Origin of the sequence: Acinetobacter sp. YH12052, from assembly GCF_013419835.1 — a bacterium.
GTDB classification, from domain to species: Bacteria; Pseudomonadota; Gammaproteobacteria; order Pseudomonadales; family Moraxellaceae; genus Acinetobacter; species Acinetobacter amyesii.
In genome coordinates, this window is sequence record NZ_VOZI01000024.1 from 1 (window position 1) to 24,008 (window position 24,008).

The window sequence follows — 24,008 nt, forward strand, 5'->3', positions numbered from 1 at the left end:
TTCAGTTTAAAATCAATAGTACATATAGTGTACCAATCTTGGCTCATCAATTACTGACAAAAATTTGCTCAAATAAACTTCGAGTAATTTCTACCATCAATCAATGAAAATAATTTCGATCAATCAATCAGTAAAAATCCACACAAGTTGTTCTTCATAATCTCTTAATGATCTTCCTAACATCTCGTCAATGCTAGAAGCTGGACTTCGATAAACTTAACAACTCAACGCTTCGCGTTTCGTTCGTTTCCGTCTATCTCGTCGGTATGGTGCTCATTATAGGGCAATTTCTTACACGTGCAAGTGCTTTTCACTCACAAAGAACACGAGTGTTTTATTTTTATGCACCATTATGGTTCAAAAAACACACTTTATTCACATAAATACATGATATTTATTACAAATATCATGTAAAATATTTTTCCTATTTTGTGTGCTTAGTTTTTTACAGGTGCTGCTTTAATCACCACACTCTGTATAACCACTGGGTTTACAGGGACATTCTGGTGCATTCCATAGTTCGCAGTTGGAACTTTTACGATTTTATCGACGATATCCATACCTTTAGTGACCTTACCAAAAACAGCATATCCCGCATTCATTGCACTTTTATTGAGAAAGTCATTGTCTGCAACATTAATAAAGAACTGACTACTTGCTGAATCAGGATGATTCATCCGTGCCATTGCCAATGTGCCGCGTTTATTGCTCAAGCCATTACTTGATTCATTCTTAATAGCCGCTTTTGTTGGCTTCTCCTGCATTTTGACATCCATACCCCCACCCTGAACCATAAATCCAGGAATCACACGATGAAAGATCGTGCCGTTATAAAATTTTTCTTTTGCATAGCTTTCAAAGTTTTTAGCTGAGATAGGTGCCTTGTCATTGAATAGCTCAATTTCAATATTACCTTGAGAGGTTTTCATTTCGACAATAGTATTGGCAGCAAAACTGCTTAAGCTCACACAGCCAAGTGCTGCGGTAAATAAAATCTGTTTTAACATTTGCTAACTCTTCTGGTTGATCTCGTACTTGTTATTGACTGTATATTAGTCTTTGATGATTAAAAAGTAATTATTCTGCCATTATTAAAACGAGAACAATGATGACGCAAATAATACCGTCGGACACTGCATTGACACATTTACCGCCTTGGCAACTGCGTGGCGATGCTTTTATTTTGAATTATTGGATCTCTCCGAGTTTTATCCAACAAGCGCAGATGTTCCGTTTAGCGACATCGCCTTTAGGTCGTGTGGTTCAGGTGTTATTGGTCCGATACCATGATTCACCTGTGGGCCCTTATGACGAATTGCTAATTTTAGATCACCCTTTATGGAGTAAGAAAAGGTTAAGTTCGATTCCTAAGATTTATGTTTCGACAGATATCTCTGTCATTCATGGTCAAAAACTCTGGGGTATTCCTAAAGAGTTGGCAAAGTTTGAATGGCAACAACATGACAATGAAGTGGTCTGTACTATAGAAGTTGAACAACACAAAATGCAGATCCGTTTAAAAAAATCACGTTCACAGCGTTCTTTCTATATTAATAGTCATCATATCCCTGCAGCGATGTTGCAAATCAGACAAGCGTGGGAAGGTAAGCGTTATCAATTTTCACCGAAGTTTCGTGGACGGCTCTCTAAACTGAAACAGGTAGAATGGCACAACACACAGGACATTTTTCCAAATTTTTCTGAAGCACGATTATTGCAAAGCTTTTATATCCCAGAATTTAGCCTCGTTTTTCCTGCTGCAAAAATCCAAGATAAATAACCCAATAAATAAAAACCCAGTGTTTCACGTGAAACACTGGGTTTACTTTATATAAAGGAATGATTAGCTACGTTTATCCCAAAATTTACGGAACTTCGTACTGATCTCGATCACGTATTTTTTAGCTCGGTGCGAAACCGGGGTTAAGTTAATAAAGCCATGGGTTTGATCGGTATATTCTTGATAAAACACTTTCACCCCTTGCTGACGGAGTTTATGCGAATAAATTTCACCTTCGTCATGTAAAACGTCATGCCCTGCTGTCACGATATACGCGGGTGCGATACCTGCCAATTTTCCATAGGTTGGTGAAATTAATGGATCATCTAAGGCCACTGCATGTTGTTCTGCATATAAAGCCGTTACGACATCAATATCTTTTTCAGTCAGAACTAGACCATCTTTATAAGCATAGAAAGATGGGTGGCGACTCTTGAAATCCACTACTGGGTAAATTAATAGTTGAGCTTGCGGGGCAAAAACTTTTTGAGCACTGCGCTGTGCAACCGCAGTAGCAATATTGCCGCCTGCACTATCCCCTGCCACCGCAATTCGATTTTTTAGAATTTTAAACTGACGACTATTTTGATAAGTCCAAGCCAATGCATCTTCACAACTTTGCATTAATTGAGCTGGGCTGGCTTCTGGTGTTAAAGGATAATCAATACTTAAAACTTGTGTTTTGGCATGCACAGCCAATAAACGACAAACTTCATCATGCGTGTCTAAACCACCCACCACAAAACCACCACCATGATAAAACACGATCATCGGTAATTTTTTATTTGGAGCAGGATGATAATGACGCGCAAACAGCGTTGCACTTTGTAAAGGTAGACGTATATCTTGCACTTGTTTCACAAAGGTCGGCTTGGTCTTGATCGACTCCATCTGTAAATCAAATAATTTACGAGACTTCACATAGTCTTCGGTCACAAAGCCTGACTTACCTTGCTTGAGTTGAGCCGCCATCATGCATTTCACCAGCGGATCTAATTCTGGAAAAATAAACGGATAATCGAGACGTTTTGCGAGGCTTTCTTTGGCAAAGTTAGGAAGACGATCAAGTAACCGAGCAGCCGTACCTTGGCCTTTATCTTTCATATTTTTAAGTGATTCATTCAATGCAAACATGCTCTATCCTTCGAATTATGCTCTTCATACTTTCTACATGATCTAGGTCAAATGTGACCATATTCACATATAAGTCTCAACATCGACATACATAGTACAGACCTAGTTAAGCTAATCTTCTTTTATAGAGTTGTCATTGACAATTTACCCAAGTTTTATGGGTTGATTATGCTAACCCATTCTCGATAAAGGATACTCACCATGGCTAAAAAGATCATCCTTCTGTCTTTTGCGACTGCTTTTTTGGCTGTAGGCTGCGTAGCATTCCCTGAAGATGGTTACTACGATGGACGTTATGATCAACGTTATGACCGCCGTTATGATCATAATGATCGACGCTATGATAATCGTTATGATCGCCGTTACGACAGTCGTTATGAACAAGACCGCCGTACATGGGAACGTCAGCAACAACAACGTAATCGTTTAGAGCTCGAACGTAGAAAGCAGCAACTTGACCAGCGTAACTGGGAACAGAATCGTAAAAATCAACAAGAGTGGGATCGTCGTAAAAACGAACTCGAACGTCAACGTCTAGAACAACAGCGTAAATACTCTGAAGCTGAACGTCGTAAACGTGCTGAACAAGATCGTCAAAAAGTCAGCAAAGAGCGTCAGCGCTTAGAAGAACAGCGCCGTAAAGCCAGTCAAGATCGTAGAAAACAAATTGAGCAAGAGCGCAAAAAAAATATTCAAGATTTAAGAAAGGCATCAGATCAACAACGTAAAGCGGCTGAAGAACGTCGTCGCGCGTGGGAAAATCGCCGTTAATTGTTGTTTTTGCAGATCGGTTAAAAGTAAAAAGCTCATCTACATGATGGGCTTTTTTTTCGTTCACTAAAAATAGAAAAGATAAAAAAAAGCAATAGAAAAGAAAATAGACAGAAGAGGCATCCTATCTTCTGTCTATTCTTGACTGCCTGTTGTTACAGGTCAGAGAGCATTAAACAATCTTATTGCTGAATTGTAGGTTGTGGTGCAGGCGCAGATTGAACTTCAGCACCTTGAGCTGATGGATCTGCTTGAACCACAGCACCCGATTGCTCTGTCGTTACAGATGCTTCAGTTGCAGACGTTACTTGTGCGGTTTCTGGAGATTCTACAGTTTCTTGAGAAGTACAACCTACCGCAGCTAAACCAAAACCTAAAACTGCGACAGCGAATAAACCAATTTTTTTCATCTTCATTATTTCCTTCATTGAATCATTAAAAGCAAAGCTCAACTTTGCCCGAGTCATAATGGAAAATAATTCTGTGAAGTTCCCACCTTCTGAGTTGTACTTTGTACGAGGCACGGTACAGCTTATGAAATGTTTTATTAATCAGGCAGTTTTCTTTTATATTGAGGCTTTACATCATTTTTTTAACTCAAGTGCTTTGTTTTTTATTAAAAAAATAAATATAAATGATTTTTGAATAAAGCGTGATCACAGCTTTTGAATACAACAAAGTTCAACAAAACTTGCAACTCAGTTACTTAAGTGGCTGTTTTTATAAATTTCATGCAAAAAAAAGCCTGCTTATGAGAGAAGCAGGCCATGAAAAACACATTTGAAATAAATTAAGAAACTACAGCGATAGAATCTGAAACAAAGAATACTGTGCTGATCATTTTTTGTGAAATATTTAATAAAACTGATACTAAGAGTTTTTATGTATAAATATTAACCACTATTTTTTGAGGCAAAAAAAATGCTGATTCTTGGGAAATCAGCATGGAAAAGTGTTTCTAAAATCTAGAGGTAGTCACCATATCCCTCTCTCCAGTGGATATGGTCACTTCCGATAGATAAATTATGCAAATTTTCAGGCACAAAGAGAAACCGTTAAAATTTATGATGAAAATCTATAAATCCGATCAAAATATAATTATACATTCAAATCAATAATTTATATTTTCATAGAATTTAATTTTGCAGTCGATATTTTGCTGAAAAACAATTTATTTGAATAAAAAACTGCATTTAATCGCTGACTTCGCTTGAATTTTTATCCCCTGCCCCGATTTCTTTTATTAATCATGAATTCAAAACGCATGGCAGTTACGCATCGATGTCGTTTGAACGCACAGCTATAAGGACTGAACATGTTTAAGAACCCATTTAAACGGAGTAAATCAATGGCGACTGAGCAAAACCAAGACGCTCAAGATCTTCAACAAGAGCAAGCAGAACAGCAAACTCAAGCTGAAAACGAGCAAGCTGAAGTTTCAGTTGAAGATTTACAAGCACAAATCACCAATTTAGAAGAAAGCTTAAAACTTGAAAAAGCACGTACTGCAAATGCCGTATATGAAGCGCAAAAAAGTGTAGAACGCATTCAACGCGAATCTGAAAAGCATAAAGATACTGTGCTGGAAAAATTTGCAAAACAATTGCTTGAGTCAGTTGATAACCTTGAACGCGCGATTGCTGCGGCAGGTGATGAAAAATCAGGTTTATCTGAAGGTGTAGAACTTACACTGAAATCATTGCTCAGCACTTTAGAAAAATTTGGTGTGGTTGCTGTGGATACTGCAAATGGTTTCAATGCAGATCTTCACCAAGCTGTGGGCATCGATCCAAATGCCAAATCGAATGAAATCGGGACAGTATTGCAAAAAGGCTATAGCTTAAACGGTCGTCTATTACGTCCAGCTATGGTTATGGTTGGTGCATAAACCCAAATTTTCTGAGACGAATTAAAAATTTTAACCAATATTACTTGAAAATTTTTGATTGGCTCTCATATCGGATAACAAGTAAATCCCTTTTTATTTCCCTTTGAGAAAGGGAAGAGTTTGGGAATAAAAGAATTTTAGAGGAAACATCCAAATGGCGAAAATCATTGGTATTGACTTAGGTACTACAAACTCTTGCGTAGCAGTACTTGAAGGCGACAAAGTAAAAGTAATCGACAACGCTGAAGGCGCTCGTACAACCCCATCTATTATTGCGTATAAAGACGGCGAGATCCTTGTCGGTCAATCTGCTAAGCGTCAAGCAGTGACTAACCCTAAAAACACATTATTTGCAATCAAACGTTTGATCGGTCGTAAGTACCAAGACCAAGCTGTGCAAAAAGATATCGGCCTTGTACCTTACAAAATCATCAAAGCTGACAATGGCGATGCTTGGGTTGATGTAAACGACAAGAAACTTGCACCACAACAAATCTCTGCTGAAATCTTGAAAAAGATGAAAAAAACAGCTGAAGACTACCTTGGTGAAACAGTAACTGAAGCGGTAATTACTGTTCCTGCGTACTTTAACGATGCTCAACGTCAAGCGACTAAAGATGCAGGTAAAATTGCTGGTTTAGATGTTAAACGTATCATCAACGAACCAACGGCTGCTGCACTTGCGTTCGGTATGGACAAAAAAGAAGGCGACCGTAAAGTTGCGGTTTACGACTTAGGTGGTGGTACTTTCGACGTATCAATCATTGAAATCGCTGACCTTGATGGCGACCAACAAATCGAAGTATTGTCTACAAACGGTGATACATTCCTTGGTGGTGAAGACTTCGATAATGCATTAATTGAATACTTGGTTGAAGAGTTCAAGAAAGAACAAAGCGTAAACTTGAAACAAGATCCGCTTGCACTTCAACGTTTAAAAGAAGCTGCTGAAAAAGCAAAAATCGAGCTTTCTTCTTCGAATGCAACAGAAATCAACCTTCCATACATCACAGCAGATGCGACTGGTCCTAAACACTTAGTGATCAACGTGACTCGCTCTAAACTTGAAGGTTTAGTTGCTGAATTGGTTGCTCGTACAATTGAACCATGTAAGATTGCACTTAAAGATGCAGGTCTTTCAACCTCTGACATCTCTGACGTAATCTTGGTGGGTGGTCAGTCTCGTATGCCACTTGTACAACAAAAAGTACAAGAGTTCTTCGGCCGTGAGCCACGTAAAGACGTGAACCCAGATGAAGCTGTAGCGATGGGTGCTGCGATTCAAGGTGCAGTACTTTCAGGTGATAAAACTGACGTACTTCTTCTTGACGTAACTCCGCTTACACTTGGTATTGAAACAATGGGTGGCGTGTTAACAGCGATCATTGAGAAAAACACGACGATTCCTGCGAAGAAATCTCAAGTGTTCTCAACTGCTGCAGACAACCAACCAGCTGTAGACATTTCAGTTTACCAAGGTGAACGTAAAATGGCTCAACAAAACAAATTGTTGGGTAACTTCCAATTGGGCGATATTCCACCTGCTCCACGTGGTGTACCACAAATTGAAGTATCATTTGACATCAACGCTGATGGTATCTTGAAAGTATCTGCAAAAGATAAGAGCACAGGTAAAGAGCAATCAATTCAAATTAAAGCTAACTCTGGTTTGAGCGATGCTGAAATTGAAGCGATGATCAAAGATGCTGAAGCGAATGCTGAAGAAGATCGTAAATTTGAAGAATTAGCGAAAGCACGTAACGAAGCTGATGCACTTGTTTCTTCTGCTCAAAAAGCAGTAAAAGATCTTGGCGAACAAGTAACTGCTGATGAGAAATCTGCAATCGATGCTGCTGTAGCTGAGCTCGAAGCAGCGACTAAAGAAAACGATGTAGATGCAATCAAAGCGAAAACTGAAGCACTTCAAAACATCATTATGCCGATCACTCAACGTGCTTATGAAGCTGCACAAGGTCAAGGCGGTGCTGAAGGTTTTGATCCTAACGCTTTCCAAGGCGCTGAAGGTCAAGCTCAAAAAGCAGATGACGGCGTTGTAGATGCTGAGTTCACTGAAGTGAAAGATGACAAAAAATAATTTGTCGCTTTAACTGAGTTTTTCAAAACTTAAAAAAAACCGCGCGAAAGCGCGGTTTTTTTGTAGATGATTTCATCTGCATCAGGCTATATTCAAATAACACGCTAACGTTCAAACAGCCACATTCTTCTCGACTCACCATCGATCTAAACTTCGATTTCCATAGCACTAAATTTCAGTTAAATTAATGCAAAATAATCAAGTTTTGCGACGCTATGCGTTTGATTTTAATTATTGTTGTCATCGTTTTGAGTACTTGGTGGATCTTTCAAACCAAGCAGCATCCTCAACTGAAATTTAATTCAATTTCAGATCGACTTTTACACCCTCTCGATACCCGTTTGCGTTATCGAGTTGCTGATGTCGATCCACGTTTTGGATTAAGCCAACAACAAGTCATTCAACTTAGCCAAGAGGCCGCAGAGATATGGCATAAAGGGACGCTCAAGCCGTTATTTATCTATGACCCAGATGCACAACTGGCGATCCATCTCATTTATGATGATCGCCAAGAACAATACAATGCCTATAAGCAAGTCCAAAAGACCTTAGCCGCAGATAAAGCCCGTAATGATTTATATGCCGAGAACTTAGCAAATTCGAGAAAAGGTCTGGAGATGAATGAGCAACAGCTCCGATCAAAACAAGCCATGATTCGTGCGGAAATTGCACAGCTGTCGCAAGAACGTATGAACTGGAACCAAATCGAGCATGCACAAGGCCCCAATATGCAACGCGTTGAAAGAGAACTTGAGCAAGTTAAAGCACAAGCGATGCAATTAGACCAAGAAATAGATCGATTTAATCAGCAAAATGATCAATTTAACCAACAAGTCTTAAGCTATAACCAGCAAATCGATCAATATAATGCAGGCGTGATACAAGCCAGTCAGCGCTTTCCTGCTCGAGAGTTTCATAAAGGTGTCTTTATGGGCGATCAGATTCAGATTTATCAATTTGATGCCGAAGATGATTTACGCCTTACCCTTGCCCACGAACTCGGACATGCTCTCGGCTTATCTCACCATAATGACCCTGCTGCATTAATGTACCCAATCTTAGGCGCGCAACAATTAGAAAACTTTAAACTGATGCCAGCAGACCAAGGCTTACTATATTATCGTTAGAACACACTGAGCAAAAAAACCATACAATCTATAAGGATATTATAGGATTCACCAACAATAATTAGCATTTCATGTTATTGTTGATCTGCAATAATCCCCTTATATTAATGACATCTTCCGTGGAGAGCAATGTGAGTTACTACCATATCTTAATTGAAGTGAATGACCACATCAGCACGATTGAACAAACCCGTGATATTGAGATTTTTGATATTACAGACATTCAACCTTATCTCCATGCGGTACTTTTACCCTTTTTTAATGAGCAATTAATTGAGCTCGAAGACGAAAATCTTGAGTTTAAAGATGTCTTGCATTTACAGGTCAAACAAACCCTATTGCCGATCCGTGACCTCATCGAAGAAGAACAACGCCTGCTTCCGAGTGATACCGATGTCACCATTACGGCATATGAAATTTTTAATAATTATCAATTGACTCAAGACGTGACTACCGTAATTTTAGATCTATTAGAAGCACTAAAATTTGAAGCCTAATATCGATTTTAAACATTAAAAAAGCCCTCTAAATGAGGGCTTTTTTATGGCTCAATTCATCATCGCGATTAGATCGAGAATGAAGATCCACATCCACACGTGGTTGTCGCATTCGGGTTTTGAACCACAAATCGAGAACCTTCAAGACCTTCAATATAGTCGACTGTTGAACCAACTAAATATTGATAGCTCAGTGAATCAACCAACATCTTCACATCACCATTGATAAATTCAGCATCATCTTCGTTTTGGCTTTCAGCAAAATTAAACCCATATGAGAAACCTGAACAACCACCACCAGTCACATATACACGTAACATAAGGTCTTGATTACCTTCACTCTCACGCAATTGGCGTACTTTATTGGCAGCATTGTCAGTCAGCACAAGTGCTTGAGCATTCATGATGGATTCCTCTGAGTCATTGGGGTGTCTTTAAAAAGAAAAGACCATATTTCAAGTATAACATACTCAATATATGGTCAGTCTTCACAGTTTAAAGTTAAATCAGAGTATTTTTCTCAAGATTCATTTAAAACTTATTTATAGTTTTCTTCCTGTAATGCGCATTCGAAGTTTTTAGGGTCTTGTTTACAGCGGAATTGCCATAATAGTTTCATCATTCGCTTGTCGTAGATACCACGTTTAGTCAAATCAATACGCGCTTCACGCATCATTTTTTGATAGCCAGCTTTGTCTGCCGTTGGAACATCCATCCAATATTTAGCTGGGATTTCTGACTTCATTTTGCCTAATATCGTGAATGCACGAGGTAATTGTGTTTTGACCCAATCACGTGATTTTTGCCCATATCCCGCTGGGAATTTATCTGGGCGAATAATGATATTACCCGTCACTTGTAAAATTGGATAATTAACAATTGCACCTTTACTACCTAAACCTTTATGTAACTCCAAGGGTTTAAACACCGCTGCAGGTGCACCAATAATATCCACCTGACCATTGTTAAATTTAGCGCCAAAATTGGTCACGTCAGCACTGACCGCTTGAGCCCCCACCTGTTGCACCATAATTTTCTGCGCTTCATCATAATCAAGCACCGCAATTTTTTTACCTGCTGCTTTAGCGACAGTATTGATACTACGGTCATTCACCAACAGGTAGGCATCACCTACAGGAATCACACCTACCACTTCATATTTACTATTGACCATGCTCTTTGCAAACGTTGGACTCGCAAGGCCTTGCATCACTTTAACCGCAAGTTTCAAATCTGGAATTGCACCAATCGCATCTAAAGAACCGGTAAAATTATTAAATTGACGACCACGCATACCTGTGACACTGATCCCATCACATTTACCGGCTTTAAAATCTTCCGCAATCACCGCTTCATTTTGACTGACGCGGAGCTCAATGTCTGCGCCCCAGTTTTTTGCCGCCAATTGGTAATCTCTCATCAGGGTAAAAACATCACCATTTTTACCAACCAAATCAAATACACACACCACTTGCTTTGCTTGAGCTACGCCATTCACCGCCATTAACGCAGCAGCAATACTCAATGCCTTTGTCCATTGTTTCATACTGACTTTCCTTGTTTTTTACTGTTTTTGTTTTAACCATTTTTTGATTTTTGGGTCATGCGGAGTATGATTAAATATACTCACAGCCCTCGATTTCAATTTAGATTACCTGAATATTTTGCTGACTCAATGGCGAAAATGACCTGTGCATTTGCGAAAAAAAGCCCGGATAAATCCAGGCTTTTTTCTTTAAATATCAGTTTATTCGCCGCTAAGTGAACATTCAAAATTGGCTTTATCGACAGAACAACGTGCCTTTTTCAATACTGACATCATGCCCGCATCATAAATGCCACGTTTCGTCATATCCATACGACCTTCACGCAATAATTTTTGATATTTGGTTTTATCTTCTGCACTTAAGTTAAGTTTATATTTCGCAGGAATACCCGCCTCTAAACGGTTAATCATCGCAATACTCTTCGGTAAATGTTTCACAAACCAATCACGAGATTTTTGACCAAAGCCTGCTGGGAACTGATCAGGACGAATAATAAAGTCCGCGGTCACTTGTAAAACTGGGAAGTTAAACATCGCACCATTGGTACCTAAACCCTTATAAATCTCTAATGGTTTGTAGGCATACGCAGGCGCACCCACCATATCGACCTGACCATTATTAAACTTCGCCACAAAGTTAGATACATCTGAAACCACAGCTTGAGCGCCGACACGTTGCACCATAATTTTTTGTGCTTCGTCATAGCCTAATACTGCAAACTTTTTACCTGCTGCTTTTTCAATTGAGTCAATTTTTTTGTCTTTGACAAAGATGAATGCTGAACCCAGTGGAGCAATACCCGCCACTTCGTATTTCTTACCACCTAGGTTGCTGACCATTTTTGCAGCATTACGTTGGTCTAATGCAAAGGTAATCGCACGTTGCGCAATTGCATTGCTCGGTGCGCCACCAAGCGCATCAATCGAACCTGCAAATTTATTGTATTGACGAGCACGCATTGCCGTCATAAATACGCCATCACATTTACCCGCTTTAAAATCATTGTCGGCTACTGCTTCATCTTGACGCGGAATTAAGTTAATTTCAGCACCCCAGCCTTTTGCTGCAAGCGCCCATTCCTGAGCCATTTGGTATGACTCACCTGACTTACCCAATAAGTCAAATACACAGATATCTACTTTTGCTGCCTGAGCTGAACCAGCAAAGCCAATTGCAGCAAATGTAGCCAATGATAGGAGCATTTTTTTCATTCTATTTTCCTTTCAAATCTTTTTATGGTTCAGAGGTGTCCTTACACAACGCCGATATTAAGCAAGTTAATTTAAAAAAAATAGAGCATTTACTCCATTTATTTATGTCATTTTGGCACATTCTGTTTTTTTGTGATTAATATCACTTTTTTATTTAAGGCAAAATTATAAATATAATCATCATGTTGTATGCAAAAAAGGCTTTTTGCATTTACAGCCTTTTTATGAAACTTTACAAAGAAATACAGAAAAAAGCTTATTCACCCGCCACTGAACACTCAAAATTGGTTCGCTCAATCGTACAACGTGCTTTTTTCAGTACCGTCATCATGGTGGAGTCGTAGATTCCTTGTTTGGTTAAATCCATCCGTCCTTCACGCAAAATTTTCTGATATTTCAACTGATCATCTTTGCTGAGATTCATCTTATATTTGGCAGGAATTTCAGCTTCCATGCGTTTTACCATGGCAAAACTTTTCGGTAATTGTTTAACGAACCATTGCCGAGAGGGTTCAGCAAAACCATCTGGGAATTTATTGTTACGAATAATCAGGTCTGCCGTGACATTCACCACAGGAAAATTAACCATCGCCCCAGTAGTGCCTAAGCCTTTTGAAATTTCGAGTGGCTTAAAGGCATAAGCCGGCGCAGCCACAATTTCAACTTCGGCCTGATTAAATTTGCGAATAAAATTGGAAATTTCCGACATGACTGGCACAGCGCCGACACGGTCGACCATCTCTTTTTGCGCATAGTCATAATGCAAAATGGCAAATTTTTTACCTTCAGCTTTTTCTAAATTATTGATATTGCGATCACGGACAAAAATATAGGCTGAACCAATTTGCCCAATCCCTGCCACTTCATAACTATCTTTACCTGAATTGGTAATCAGTCGCTTACTGTTCCGCTTATCTAAGACATAGGTAATGGCTTTTTGTGCGATGGTATTGTTCGGTACACCGCCAATGGCATCAATCGAACCAGCAAATTTGTTATACGCACGTGCCCGCATCGAGGTCATATAAAATGCGTCACATTTCCCTTCTTTAAAATCTTTATCGACTTTGGATTCATCTTGATATGAAATCAGTTGAACTTGTGCTCCCCATGCCTTACTGGCTAGAGACCACTCTTCCATTAGCTTATAAGATTCCCCTGCTTTTCCAAGTAAATCGAACACACAGACCTTCTGATTGGCATAGCTTTGTGCAGACATCACACCTGAAAGAAGCGATAAAATTAAAATTCCTTTTCTCATTTCTTATATTCCCAATATGTTTTATTAATCCATTTAAAACAACAACTTGAAATATTTTTTTAATACTAAAGCCCATTCAATATACCTAAATACGTGGAATCTGTCACATTTTTTCAGATGGTTGCGATGCTTTGTTTTTTCTTTTGCAAAGCCATCCATTAGAATAGCCTCACATTCTTCTTGTTTAGTTAGTTCCATGATTCAGTTAGACCAACTTTCCATTCGTCGCGGTGGGCGTGTTTTATTTCAAAAAGCATCTATGCAATTGCATCCAGGCTGGAAAATCGGCTTAACCGGTGTAAATGGTGCAGGTAAATCGACTCTTTTTTCTGCACTTTTAGGTGGAATGGAATCTGATGGTGGTTCATTAACACGTCCTGCAGTATGGACCGTCGCGCATATGGCGCAAGAAATCAAAGCGTTGGATATGAAAGCGATTGATTTCGTTCTATCAGGCGATGAAGAATATTGGGATATACAACATAAACTTGAACATCCAGAACAATTAGACAATGAAGCGCTGGCACACTTATATGGCCGATTTGATGAAATCCATGGCTATACAGCTCCATCCAAAGCCTCACAACTGATGGCTGGCCTAGGTTTCTTTGAACATCAGTCCCAACTCAATGTTTCAAGCTTTTCTGGTGGTTGGCGTATGCGTTTAAACCTTGCGCGTACCCTAATGAGCCGTTCTGACCTATTATTACTCGATGAACCAACAAACCACTTAGACTTAGATGCGATTTTGTGGTTAGAAGATTGGTTAAAAGCTTACGAAGGCACACTGATCTTAATTTCACATGACCGTGATTTCTTAGATGCGGTGACTGATCATATTTTACATATTGAAAATCAAGAGCTGACGCTTTACACCGGCAACTATTCGACCTTTGAACGCACCCGTTCTGAGCGCTTGGCACAACAGCAACAAGCCTATGAAAAACAACTCGAAACCCGTGCGCATCTCCAAAAATTTATTGACCGTTTTAAAGCCAAAGCCACTAAAGCTAAGCAGGCGCAAAGCCGTATTAAGCAATTAGAACGCATGCAAGAACTTTCTGCCGCACATGTCGATACGCCATTTACCTTTAGTTTCCGTGAGCCAACCAAAATGAGCTCACCACTGTTACAAATGGAACATGTCGATATTGGCTATGGTGACAAACTGATTGCCACCAATGTAAATTTACAGATTACCCCAAACAGTCGCATTGGTTTACTGGGAATGAATGGTGCGGGTAAATCAACCTTAATTAAATCCTTGGTTGGTGACCTTCCCTTATTACAAGGGATGCGCAAAGCCTCTGAACTATTGAATATTGGCTATTTTGCACAGCATCAAATGGATGCTCTAGATGGCAATGCCAGCCCGATGTTGCAACTATCTCGAATTGCTGACAAAAAAATCAGTGAAGCTGCATTACGTTCATTTTTAGGCAGCTTTGGTTTTAGTGGCGAACGCATGGATACACCAAGTGAAGGCTTTTCAGGCGGTGAACGAGCACGATTAGCTTTGGCTTTGATTGTTTGGCAACGTCCCAATGTTTTAATTCTAGATGAACCGACCAACCATTTAGACCTTGATATGCGTCATGCCCTGACTATGGCATTACAAGACTTTGAAGGCGCTGTGGTTTTGGTTTCGCATGAACGTCAATTGATTGCCAGCGTTTGTGACGAATTATTGTTGGTACATCATGGTAAATGTCGCGAATTTGATGGTGACCTCGTGGCTTATGCCGATTGGCTGCGTCAAGCACGGATTGACATGATGAAAAATAGCCAACAAGCCCCGACTCCCATCAAATCTCAAGTTGAAACTAAACAGACGATTTCTAAAGTCGATAAAGAAGCGCAGCGTAAAGAAGCTGCACGTCAGCGTGAATTGACCCGCCCGATTCGTAAAAACATTGAAAAAAATGAAGCGCAAATCAGCAAGATTCAGCCACGCTTAAACGAAATCGAGGAATTATTAGCAGACAGTGCTTTATATGAAGCCAGTCGTAAAGATGACTTACTCAAACTTATGAATGAGCAAACAGAATTAAAAGCCAAACTTGAATCTGTCGAAGAGCAAATGCTTGAATTAATGATGGAATTAGAAGAAATGGAAAGTAGTTTTGAGGCTTAATTTAAAAAGCAAAACCCTAGATTTGCATTATTAAGAAAACCTAACTTAAGCTCAAAAAATCAATCGCCGTGAAATTTAAATGTTCCACGGCGATTTTTTATTAATACTTCACAATAATAATCACACTATAAATCTAAAAAATATTTAAAAAATCGAATGTTCATATCCAACTGGTTATTGCATCGTTAAGGCATTTCTATTCGGAAAGAATCTAGAAATTCAGCGATCGCTTTTACCCTACTTTTATAAATGAATTCAAAAAATACACTTCACATCAAACTCATTGCCACAGTTATCCACAAAAGCCATTTTTAAATTCAAATCTTGGTTTTAAATTCATTTTTATTTTTTAAATTCAAAATATCGAACCACCTTTTTGTGGATAAATATTTTTAAATGATATTATCCACAATTATAAATGACTTTGATGTTGAACACTATTAAATGTGAAAATTCACAAAACTTATCCACATTTGCAAGATGGATGCATTTTATCTCCACTGACTACATCAATTTAAACTTTTTATTGTTTAAGATAAGGCAGAAGGATGGGCTTTTTTTGCCTTTAAAAAACGTAATTCTTGTATTTTCCAGGTCTGATCAAAATGCCAGATTTCCTGTATTTGCTGCAGTGTTTCAGCTAAACCAATTAAAATTTTGCACTCAGTTTGGTCACGATTAAACTCATATTCTTCAAATTCTACGTCTGGTTTTTGTGGTTTCCAAACCCCATTTTTCACCGCATGTGCAATACGTTCATAGCGGACATAATTACTTTCGACACGCCCGTCTTGCTCATAAACCACCTTAAAGTGCTCATCTTCGTATTCGGCTAGAACGGTATAATTTCCGGTAAAAAATGCATTTACCCAGATGTCACGAATGTGTTCAAGTTGATTGTCCATCATATATAGACCTCTTATTTTTAGCTGCTAAGTTCAATTTGATGTGAGCTTAGCATCAGAATAAGTCAATTTTATAAAACACAAATTGGCGATTTAATATTCAATTTTATTTAAGATAGCACAAAAAAAAGCACTCCGAAGAGTGCTTTTTTGAATGATTCTGTAATCAGAATTTAGGCATCAATATCCGCATTTAACGCATTTTCTTCAATGAAAGCACGACGTGGTTCCACATCATCACCCATCAAGCAAGAGAACATACGATCAGCTTCAATCGCATCCTGTACCGTTACTTGCAGCATGTTACGGTTCTCAGGATCCATTGTAGTTTCCCAAAGCTGTTCAGCATTCATCTCACCCAAACCTTTATAGCGCTGAATCATCATGCCACGGCGTGAGTCTTGTAGGATGTTTTGCCAAACCTGATGGAAGCTACTCACTGGAATTTTGCGCTCGCCTTTTTGTAGGTAAGCACCTTCTTCCAATAATGTGAACCAACTCTTCGAATTTTTGAGCAAACGCGCATATTCACCTGAACCCAATAGACCTGAATCTAACAAGTATTGGTGCGGTAAGTTATGAACATAGATGGTAATACGCGGGAAATAGGTCGCTGACTTATTGCTTTCGGTATCTTCATGCTCAAACGTTTCTAAGCTTAATTCAGGACGTAAGCTAGGCTGAGTTTTCTCAATATTGGCACGTAGCTGCTCCCCCCAAGTCTGTACATAGTCTTGGTTATTTGCGTGATCTAACTTAAAGCCTTCTACTGCCAATAAACCATCCAACACACTTGCAGGATAACGTACAGTAAGACGATGCAAACTCTTTTGAGAGGTTTGATAATCCGCAATCACACCCGCTAAAGCCTCACCACGAATGGCTGGTGCTTCTGCACTGATGTGTAATTCAAGCTCATCAATTGCATTTGAAATCAGGTAAGTCTCAAGCGCATCATTATCTTTGATGTACTGTTCTTGCTTGCCTTTTTTCAGCTTATACAACGGTGGCTGTGCAATATAAATATATCCACGTTCCACAAGTTCTGGCATTTGACGGAAGAAGAAGGTCAACAGTAGCGTACGAATGTGCGAACCATCGACGTCAGCATCGGTCATGATGATGATTTTGTGATAACGCAGTTTATCTGGGTTATATTCCTCACGGCCAATACCACAACCTAAAGCAGTAATCAGTGTTCCCACTTCTTGTGAAGAAATCATCTTGTCAAAACGTGCACGTTCCACGTTGAGGATTTTACCTTTCAGTGGCAAAATCGCTTGCATCTTACGGTTACGGCCTTGTTTTGCAGAACCGCCCGCAGAGTCACCTTCGACTAAGTAAAGTTCAGACAATGCAGGATCTTTTTCCTGACAATCGGCCAATTTACCTGGCAAACCAGCAATATCCAGCGCACTCTTACGACGTGTCATTTCACGTGCTTTACGTGCTGCATCACGCGCACGTGCTGCATCAATAATCTTGCCTGCAATCGATTTAGCGGCTTGTGGGTTCTCTAAAAGATATTCAGCAAATGATTTATTCATCGCTTGCTCAACCGCAGTTTTCACTTCGCTCGACACCAATTTTTCTTTGGTTTGCGAAGAGAATTTTGGATCAGGCACTTTCACCGAAACAATCGCAGTTAAACCTTCACGTGCATCATCACCAGAAACCGCCACTTTCTCTTTTTTGAGTAAGTTTTCGCTTTCCATGTAGCTGTTTAAGCCACGGGTTAATGCAGCACGGAAACCCGCTAAATGCGTACCACCATCTTTTTGTGGAATGTTGTTGGTAAAGCAACGAACATTTTCTTGATAAGAATCATTCCACTGCAATGCAACTTCTACACCAATGCCATTATCGGCTTGAGTAGTGAAGTGGAAGATATCATTCAGATGGGTTTTGCCTTGGTTGATATATTTTACAAACTCAGACAAACCACCTTCATAGTCATAAACGTGCTCTAGATTGATACGTTCATCACGTAGCACAATTCGTACACCTGCATTCAGGAACGATAATTCACGTAAACGACGCGCCAAAATATCGACATTAAAAATCGTTTGACTGAAGGTTTCAGCACTTGGCCAGAAACGCACACGTGTACCTGTACGATCTGTATCACCCACCACTTTTAATGGATACACGGAATCACCGTGTTTATATTCTTGCTGGTGGATTTGACCTGCACGATGAATGGTTAATTCGAGCTTGCTTGAAAGCGCATTCACCACGGATACACCTACACCGTGTAGACCGCCTGAAACTTTATAGCTGTTATCGTCAAATTTACCGCCCGCATGCAGAATCGTTAAAATCACTTCTGCTGCAGAAACACCTTCTTCTGGGTGAATGTCGGTAGGAATACCACGGCCGTTATCCGATACGCTTACAGATTCATCTTCATGGATGGTTACATTGATCTCGTCACAATGACCTGCCAACGCTTCATCAATTGAGTTATCGACAACTTCAAACACCATGTGGTGTAGGCCAGTACCATCGTCAGTATCACCAATATACATGCCCGGACGCTTACGTACAGCGTCTAGACCACGTAATACTTTGATGCTAGAGGAATCATAAGCTTTTTCTATGGTTTGTTCTGTTTGAGAAGCAGCTTGATCTTCTGAACTCATGGTTTCTCCCTAGTGAAAAATAGGTCTATCCAAAGGTGGTATTTCATTGCACAACAGCCTGCACCGTACCATTTTCAACTTTGAATAATTGATAAGAAATAGATAAATCATGTAAGTGTTTTTGCACTGAATCATGGTCTAAAGTGGTAATAAAAACTTGACTACCAAGATGGCTTAAACGCTCAATTAAACGCTGTTGTGCGGTTAAATCTAATTCTGCTGTCAGATCATCTAATAATACCACAGTTTCCTTATTACAAGCATGTAGCATTGCAATCTGTGACAGTTTTAACGCCATGATCAATAACTTTTTTTGCCCACGAGAGAGCACAACATCTGCATCCCCCATAGCGGTTTTTAACCTTAAATCTGCACGGTGCGGACCATACTCAGTATAGCCACGTTCGCAGTCTTTAAAGTGCTGATTGGTCAGATCATTCAACAGCCCTGTTTCGGCATGAAAGCCTGCACTATATTCCAACGTCACTGTTAAATGCGGCAATAAGGCTTGGAGATCTTGTTGGAAATATCGAGTCCACTGTTCCACCACATTACTGCGCAGACTATGTAATATCTCACCATAATCACTGAGCATTTTGTTCCACGGTTCTAAGTCAGACAGACTCAAATGACGTCGTGATTTCAGCAAACTATTCCGCTGTTTTAATGCCCGTGCATAATATTGCCATGCATGGTAAAACTCCGGTTCCACGTGGAACATCAACCAATCTAAAAGTTGACGTCGTGGCTTCGCACCATGATCAATAATATCGGTACTTTGTGGATCGATGAGTTGTAGCGGTAAAATCTTGGCCAACTGCCCTTGTGTCCCCACAAGGTCGCCATTGATTTTTATCACTTGCTCGCCCGACTGCATTTTTTGCATACCAATGCGGTCTGTTGCAGACTGCGCAAAGACGACAGCGTCAGGGCTGTTATTTTGAATATAATTTTTCGGAATATGAGTTCGAAAAGAACGTCCAGTTGCCAGCAAATGTACTGCTTCTAATACAGAAGTTTTGCCTGAACCATTTTGCCCATAAAAGACATTAAACGGTTGCAACCCAGAGAGTGCAACCGTCTTTAAATTTCGAACACGTTCTACATGTAAACGCGTGATATGCATAATAATTGAGACGTCAGTCCGAATTAAACACGCATTGGCATCACAACATAGGTTTGATCTTGTTGTTGTGGATCTTGTACCAATACAGATTGGTTGGCTTCTGTCATGGTCATTGCAACATCATCACCATCCAATACATTCAGAACTTCCAATAAGTACTGTGCATTGAATGACATTTCCATCGGTGCATCAGCATATTGAATTGCGAGATCTTCGATAGCTTCATCTTGCTCAGGGTTATTGGCACGAAGTTGTAAAGTGTCCGCATCAAACTTCAAGAATACGCCGCGCAATTTTTCATTACTTAAAATCGCTACACGTTGCAGTGATTGTTTAAATACATCATGTGCAATGCGCACATTTTTATCACCACCACGTGGAATCACACGGCGGTAGTCAGGGAATTTACCATCGATCAATTTTGTGGTGAAACGTACGGTAATATCACCCTGCTCTTTATCACGGCTGGCAATGGTAATCGTTACATTTAATAATTCACGACCAATTAACAACGATAATTGCTCGTCTTCAACACTCAATAGACGCTGCAATTCACCTACAGCTTTACGTGGAACAATCGCTTGCATTGCTTGTGTCGCATTCGAGCTTGCCACTGTTTCACACATCGCTAAACGGTGACCATCGGTCGTTACTGCACGCAATTGATTTTCATCAATTTCAAGCAAAGTACCCGTCAAATAAAAACGCACATCTTGAACCGCCATGGCAAAAGACGTTTTTTCAAATAAACGCTTTAACTCACGTTGAGTCACACCGACTTGAGTGCCTTGAGTATTTTCAGTGGTTAATAATGGATAGTCTTCTGCAGGCAAAGTACCCAATACAAAACGACTGTTGCCAGATTTTAAAATACAACGTTGATCTTCAGTAATTTGCAAATCAATCAATGCCGCTGACGGTAATGATTTACAGATATCCATCAATTTACGTGCAGGAACAGTCGTCACTCCTGCTTGTAAACATGCACCTTCAGTAAGTGGTGTGCTTGCAACCAGTTCAACTTCAAGATCTGAACCGGTAATGGTCAAAGCTTGCTCAGTTACCTGTACTTTTACATTGGATAAAATATTTAAGGTATGGCGACGTTCAACCGCTCCTACGACATGTGATAGAACATTCAGTAAGCTTTCTTTCGCGATTTTTAAACGCACGATACATTCCTCTAAAAACTGAAGATAGACAAAATAAATTAATTTTTTAGCAGTGTACTATGCGGCAGAATATACCGCATTGCAAGAACAGAATTTGAACGAAAAGACTTAACTTTGCAGCAGACGTTGCAAGTTTTTATAGTCCTCATTGAAGATTGGATCTTCTTCACGCAGGCTTTGTACTTTTTCACAGGCATGCATCACAGTACTGTGGTCACGATTACCAAAAGCCATACCAATTTCAGGGAAACTATCCCCTGTCAGTTCACGTGCTAGCCCCATAGCCAACTGACGTGGACGTGCATAAATACGTGTACGTTTTGGACCAACCAATTCTTTCAATGGAATACGGAAATATTCACTCACCACACGCTGAATGTTTTCAGTACTGATGGTGCGCGCACGAATTGCCAACACATCTTTTAACGATTCACGCACCACATCTAGATCGATTGGGGTGCCTTTAAAACGAGAAATGGCTACGACTTTATTCAGCGCACCTTCTAGTTCACGGACATTGGCAACCACTTGTTGAGCAATAAACAGCGCACAATTCCGTGGAAGTTCCACCCCATTGCTTTCCGCTTTTTTCAGTAAAATTTCAATACGGGTTTCAATATCAGGTGGTTCCACACCCACCGATAAGCCCCACGAAAAACGTGAAACCAAACGTGGATCAAGTTCAGTCAGTTCTTTTGGATAACGATCTGAGGTTAAAATGATTTGCTTAGATTCATCTAATAACGCGTTGAAGGTATAGAAAAACTCAACCAAGCTGGCCTCTTTACCCGCCAACAAATGAATATCATCCACCAATAACAAATCTAACGAACGACAGTTTTTCTTAAATTCTTCGACCTTACCTTGCTGTAACGAGCTCACAAAGTCTTGTACAAAACTTTCAGCCGTCATGTACATCACACGTGCATTCGGCTTCGCTTGCAATAATGCATTACCTACGGCTTGCATTAAATGGGTTTTACCTAAACCAGTCGGTCCATATAAAAATAACGGGTTATGTTGCGAAGCACCGGGCTGCGTCAAGACTTTACGACAGGTTTCTGCCGCCATCTGATTGGAACGACCTTCAACAAACAAGGAAAAGGTAAATAATGGGTTAAGCTGACGCTTACGGTTATTTTTTGAAGACGTCTCTTCTTTTTCTTTTTTAGGACGTGTTGGTGCCGACACTTGTGGCGTTGACTCTAATGCTGCGGTGGTTGTTGCAGGTTGCTCAGCTGCAGATAAAATTGCACCAGGCCGTGAATCGACCAAAATCTCGACTTTACGTACCCGACCTTCAGACAACTGTTCCGCTAAAATTGAAATCAGTTCTAAATGGTGCTCTTGAATATAGCGTGTCCAATACGGATTCGGTGCATAGAGTTTTAGACTATCACCTGCATCTTCTGCCACCAGTGGGCGTATCCACATTGTATAGACATTTCCTGAAAGCTCTTGTCGCAAGCGAGTTAAGCAGTCTGTCCAAAGCATGTGAAACCCCTATTTCAGTCCATTGTACGTAAAAAAATAATTCAACCCCGCCTAAGCGGGCAGCCATTCTAACCATCTTATCCACATCTGTCATGAACAAATCAGTCGAAATCGATCAAAAAAACGCAAATTGAGTTTAAATTTAAATTTAAATCACGTGTGGATAAGTTTATCCGCAAGCTGTGGATAAATTGTAGCACAAAGTTATCCACAAACTATCAAAATTATAAAAACATCATTACCCACAATGTAACCATTTGTTTTTTAAATCTAAAAACACGTTTTCCACAGAAAATATCAACACTAATAGTAATAAATTTAAATTTTAAAATTTGAATTTATTTATAAGATCGACCCATTCTGGGGATAACTTGATGGTTGGTTTAAATTCAAATTTAAATTCATAAAAACCAATTCACAAATTCGAGATTGTGGATAAATCTGTGAGTAAAATTGAAGATAACTTAAATGATTAATATATACAATGATTTAGTTTGTGGATATTTTAATTTAAAACTTTCTGACTGATTTCTAATCCTTATATTATCTTGATGTATCACAGCCTAGATTTTGAAAGAAAGCGTGTTTTTCATTGACAGCTCAAGCAATGAGCACTAAAATCGCGAACCTTTACTGAAAGATCATTTTTGGAGTTTCGATATGAAACGTACTTTCCAACCTTCTGAGTTGAAACGTAAACGCGTTCATGGTTTCCGTGCTCGCATGGCTACTAAAGCTGGCCGTCAAGTATTAGCGCGTCGTCGTGCAAAAGGTCGTCACAGCTTAACTGTTTAATTTCAGTTAAGACTGTCAAGACTTGGGTGTTATGACAACACTTTACGGCTTTAGCACAGATGTGCGAATACACTGTGCTGCCGATTATAAAAGTGTGTTCGATGGTGCGCTTTTTAAAGTGCATCAACCCCATTTCTTATTTCTAGCAAAAATCTCCGAACAGCCGAATAGCCGTTTGGGTATTGTTGTTGCTAAGAAAAAAGTGCGCCGCGCACATGAAAGAAATCGAGTAAAACGACTTGCACGCGAAAGTTTTCGCCTGCATCAACAGCAGTCTAATGTATTAGATATTGTCGTTATGCCAAAAATGGGCATAGAGGCGGTACCGAATGCAGAGTTGCATCAGCAATTACAATTTGCTTGGCAAAAATTGCAGCGCCTTGCAAATAAGCATAAAAAAATAGCTACCTCCCCACAAGCGTAGAGATG

Annotated in this window: 21 protein-coding genes; 9 read left to right on the forward strand and 12 right to left on the reverse strand. The window is 39.7% G+C overall.

Annotated elements, in window-relative coordinates; genetic code table 11:
- Positions 1-437: 437 nt before the first annotated feature.
- A complete protein-coding gene (locus tag FTU06_RS14800) occupies positions 438-1,007 on the reverse strand; it encodes a peptidylprolyl isomerase (protein ID WP_180005529.1) in 570 nt (189 codons plus the stop codon).
- A 101-nt stretch (positions 1,008-1,108) separates the two neighbouring features.
- On the opposite strand from FTU06_RS14800, the gene FTU06_RS14805 reads away from it, so the two are divergent.
- Entirely contained in the window at positions 1,109-1,780 is a 672-nt protein-coding gene (locus tag FTU06_RS14805) for an acetoacetate decarboxylase family protein (RefSeq protein WP_180027167.1), read from the forward strand.
- A gap of 63 nt (positions 1,781-1,843) precedes the next feature.
- On the opposite strand, the gene FTU06_RS14810 is transcribed toward FTU06_RS14805, so the two are convergent.
- Positions 1,844-2,914 carry an alpha/beta hydrolase gene (locus FTU06_RS14810; RefSeq protein ID WP_180027164.1) on the reverse strand — a complete coding sequence of 357 codons (1,071 nt, stop codon included), beginning with the start codon at positions 2,912-2,914 and terminating at the stop codon, positions 1,844-1,846.
- 201 nt (positions 2,915-3,115) lie between these two features.
- On the opposite strand from FTU06_RS14810, the gene FTU06_RS14815 reads away from it, so the two are divergent.
- Positions 3,116-3,685 carry a hypothetical protein gene (locus FTU06_RS14815; RefSeq protein WP_078194437.1) on the forward strand — a complete coding sequence of 190 codons (570 nt, stop codon included), beginning with the start codon at positions 3,116-3,118 and terminating at the stop codon, positions 3,683-3,685.
- 182 nt (positions 3,686-3,867) lie between these two features.
- On the opposite strand, the gene FTU06_RS14820 is transcribed toward FTU06_RS14815, so the two are convergent.
- Positions 3,868-4,095: a hypothetical protein gene (locus FTU06_RS14820; RefSeq protein ID WP_252725869.1), complete on the reverse strand. Its 228-nt coding sequence runs from the start codon at positions 4,093-4,095 to the stop codon at positions 3,868-3,870.
- Between the two features lie 938 nt (positions 4,096-5,033).
- Here FTU06_RS14820 and grpE point away from each other — a divergent pair.
- From grpE to FTU06_RS14840, 4 genes are all read left to right on the forward strand, one after another.
- Positions 5,034-5,573 carry a nucleotide exchange factor GrpE gene (grpE, locus tag FTU06_RS14825; protein WP_111885723.1) on the forward strand — a complete coding sequence of 180 codons (540 nt, stop codon included), beginning with the start codon at positions 5,034-5,036 and terminating at the stop codon, positions 5,571-5,573.
- 154 nt (positions 5,574-5,727) lie between these two features.
- Positions 5,728-7,668 (forward strand): molecular chaperone DnaK, encoded by a 1,941-nt coding sequence (gene dnaK / locus FTU06_RS14830; protein ID WP_078194438.1) that lies wholly within the window; start codon positions 5,728-5,730, stop codon positions 7,666-7,668.
- Positions 7,669-7,883: 215 nt separating this feature from the next.
- Positions 7,884-8,795, forward strand: coding sequence for a matrixin family metalloprotease (locus FTU06_RS14835; RefSeq protein WP_180147358.1), 912 nt, complete (start codon positions 7,884-7,886; stop codon positions 8,793-8,795).
- Between the two features lie 119 nt (positions 8,796-8,914).
- Positions 8,915-9,292: a hypothetical protein gene (locus tag FTU06_RS14840; RefSeq protein ID WP_171263823.1), complete on the forward strand. Its 378-nt coding sequence runs from the start codon at positions 8,915-8,917 to the stop codon at positions 9,290-9,292.
- Between the two features lie 68 nt (positions 9,293-9,360).
- On the opposite strand, the gene erpA is transcribed toward FTU06_RS14840, so the two are convergent.
- The 4 genes from erpA to FTU06_RS14860 form a co-directional block, all read right to left on the reverse strand.
- On the reverse strand, positions 9,361-9,696 hold the full coding sequence (erpA, locus tag FTU06_RS14845) for an iron-sulfur cluster insertion protein ErpA (RefSeq protein ID WP_078194440.1): 336 nt from the start codon (positions 9,694-9,696) through the stop codon (positions 9,361-9,363).
- A gap of 134 nt (positions 9,697-9,830) precedes the next feature.
- The gene (locus tag FTU06_RS14850) at positions 9,831-10,838 is read right to left on the reverse strand and encodes a putative solute-binding protein (protein ID WP_180147361.1); all 1,008 of its coding nucleotides are present in this window, start codon (positions 10,836-10,838) and stop codon (positions 9,831-9,833) included.
- Positions 10,839-11,039: 201 nt separating this feature from the next.
- A complete protein-coding gene (locus FTU06_RS14855; RefSeq protein WP_180147364.1) occupies positions 11,040-12,050 on the reverse strand; it encodes a putative solute-binding protein in 1,011 nt (336 codons plus the stop codon).
- A gap of 256 nt (positions 12,051-12,306) precedes the next feature.
- A complete protein-coding gene (locus FTU06_RS14860; protein WP_180022815.1) occupies positions 12,307-13,311 on the reverse strand; it encodes a putative solute-binding protein in 1,005 nt (334 codons plus the stop codon).
- A 196-nt stretch (positions 13,312-13,507) separates the two neighbouring features.
- On the opposite strand from FTU06_RS14860, the gene FTU06_RS14865 reads away from it, so the two are divergent.
- Entirely contained in the window at positions 13,508-15,445 is a 1,938-nt protein-coding gene (locus tag FTU06_RS14865; protein ID WP_180147367.1) for an ATP-binding cassette domain-containing protein, read from the forward strand.
- A gap of 530 nt (positions 15,446-15,975) precedes the next feature.
- On the opposite strand, the gene FTU06_RS14870 is transcribed toward FTU06_RS14865, so the two are convergent.
- The 5 genes from FTU06_RS14870 to dnaA form a co-directional block, all read right to left on the reverse strand.
- Positions 15,976-16,353, reverse strand: coding sequence for a hypothetical protein (locus FTU06_RS14870; protein ID WP_180022817.1), 378 nt, complete (start codon positions 16,351-16,353; stop codon positions 15,976-15,978).
- 170 nt (positions 16,354-16,523) lie between these two features.
- Positions 16,524-18,992, reverse strand: a complete 2,469-nt coding sequence (gene gyrB, locus FTU06_RS14875) for a DNA topoisomerase (ATP-hydrolyzing) subunit B (protein WP_180147370.1) — start codon at positions 18,990-18,992, stop codon at positions 16,524-16,526.
- A 43-nt stretch (positions 18,993-19,035) separates the two neighbouring features.
- Complete coding sequence (gene recF, locus FTU06_RS14880) at positions 19,036-20,118, reverse strand: DNA replication/repair protein RecF (protein ID WP_180005502.1); 1,083 nt, start codon at positions 20,116-20,118, stop codon at positions 19,036-19,038.
- Positions 20,119-20,141: 23 nt separating this feature from the next.
- The gene (gene dnaN, locus FTU06_RS14885) at positions 20,142-21,290 is read right to left on the reverse strand and encodes a DNA polymerase III subunit beta (protein ID WP_180005503.1); all 1,149 of its coding nucleotides are present in this window, start codon (positions 21,288-21,290) and stop codon (positions 20,142-20,144) included.
- Between the two features lie 108 nt (positions 21,291-21,398).
- The gene (gene dnaA / locus FTU06_RS14890; RefSeq protein WP_180005504.1) at positions 21,399-22,784 is read right to left on the reverse strand and encodes a chromosomal replication initiator protein DnaA; all 1,386 of its coding nucleotides are present in this window, start codon (positions 22,782-22,784) and stop codon (positions 21,399-21,401) included.
- A 660-nt stretch (positions 22,785-23,444) separates the two neighbouring features.
- On the opposite strand from dnaA, the gene rpmH reads away from it, so the two are divergent.
- Both rpmH and rnpA read left to right on the forward strand, forming a co-directional pair.
- On the forward strand, positions 23,445-23,579 hold the full coding sequence (rpmH, locus tag FTU06_RS14895) for a 50S ribosomal protein L34 (protein ID WP_000831329.1): 135 nt from the start codon (positions 23,445-23,447) through the stop codon (positions 23,577-23,579).
- A gap of 31 nt (positions 23,580-23,610) precedes the next feature.
- Positions 23,611-24,003 (forward strand): ribonuclease P protein component, encoded by a 393-nt coding sequence (rnpA, locus tag FTU06_RS14900; RefSeq protein ID WP_078189509.1) that lies wholly within the window; start codon positions 23,611-23,613, stop codon positions 24,001-24,003.
- Positions 24,004-24,008: the final 5 nt, after the last annotated feature.

What these genes read in the sequence shown, in the direction of transcription:
- FTU06_RS14800 (WP_180005529.1), bottom strand. Translation starts at nt 1,007, where the DNA reads ATGTTAAAACAGATTTTATTTACCGCAGCACTTGGCTGTGTGAGCTTA.
- FTU06_RS14805 (WP_180027167.1), top strand. Translation starts at nt 1,109, where the DNA reads ATGACGCAAATAATACCGTCGGACACTGCATTGACACATTTACCGCCT.
- FTU06_RS14810 (WP_180027164.1), bottom strand. Translation starts at nt 2,914, where the DNA reads ATGTTTGCATTGAATGAATCACTTAAAAATATGAAAGATAAAGGCCAA.
- FTU06_RS14815 (WP_078194437.1), top strand. Translation starts at nt 3,116, where the DNA reads ATGGCTAAAAAGATCATCCTTCTGTCTTTTGCGACTGCTTTTTTGGCT.
- FTU06_RS14820 (WP_252725869.1), bottom strand. Translation starts at nt 4,095, where the DNA reads ATGAAAAAAATTGGTTTATTCGCTGTCGCAGTTTTAGGTTTTGGTTTA.
- grpE (WP_111885723.1), top strand. Translation starts at nt 5,034, where the DNA reads ATGGCGACTGAGCAAAACCAAGACGCTCAAGATCTTCAACAAGAGCAA.
- dnaK (WP_078194438.1), top strand. Translation starts at nt 5,728, where the DNA reads ATGGCGAAAATCATTGGTATTGACTTAGGTACTACAAACTCTTGCGTA.
- FTU06_RS14835 (WP_180147358.1), top strand. Translation starts at nt 7,884, where the DNA reads ATGCGTTTGATTTTAATTATTGTTGTCATCGTTTTGAGTACTTGGTGG.
- erpA (WP_078194440.1), bottom strand. Translation starts at nt 9,696, where the DNA reads ATGAATGCTCAAGCACTTGTGCTGACTGACAATGCTGCCAATAAAGTA.
- FTU06_RS14850 (WP_180147361.1), bottom strand. Translation starts at nt 10,838, where the DNA reads ATGAAACAATGGACAAAGGCATTGAGTATTGCTGCTGCGTTAATGGCG.
- FTU06_RS14855 (WP_180147364.1), bottom strand. Translation starts at nt 12,050, where the DNA reads ATGAAAAAAATGCTCCTATCATTGGCTACATTTGCTGCAATTGGCTTT.
- FTU06_RS14860 (WP_180022815.1), bottom strand. Translation starts at nt 13,311, where the DNA reads ATGAGAAAAGGAATTTTAATTTTATCGCTTCTTTCAGGTGTGATGTCT.
- FTU06_RS14865 (WP_180147367.1), top strand. Translation starts at nt 13,508, where the DNA reads ATGATTCAGTTAGACCAACTTTCCATTCGTCGCGGTGGGCGTGTTTTA.
- FTU06_RS14870 (WP_180022817.1), bottom strand. Translation starts at nt 16,353, where the DNA reads ATGATGGACAATCAACTTGAACACATTCGTGACATCTGGGTAAATGCA.
- gyrB (WP_180147370.1), bottom strand. Translation starts at nt 18,992, where the DNA reads ATGAGTTCAGAAGATCAAGCTGCTTCTCAAACAGAACAAACCATAGAA.
- recF (WP_180005502.1), bottom strand. Translation starts at nt 20,118, where the DNA reads ATGCATATCACGCGTTTACATGTAGAACGTGTTCGAAATTTAAAGACG.
- dnaA (WP_180005504.1), bottom strand. Translation starts at nt 22,784, where the DNA reads ATGCTTTGGACAGACTGCTTAACTCGCTTGCGACAAGAGCTTTCAGGA.
- rpmH (WP_000831329.1), top strand. Translation starts at nt 23,445, where the DNA reads ATGAAACGTACTTTCCAACCTTCTGAGTTGAAACGTAAACGCGTTCAT.
- rnpA (WP_078189509.1), top strand. Translation starts at nt 23,611, where the DNA reads ATGACAACACTTTACGGCTTTAGCACAGATGTGCGAATACACTGTGCT.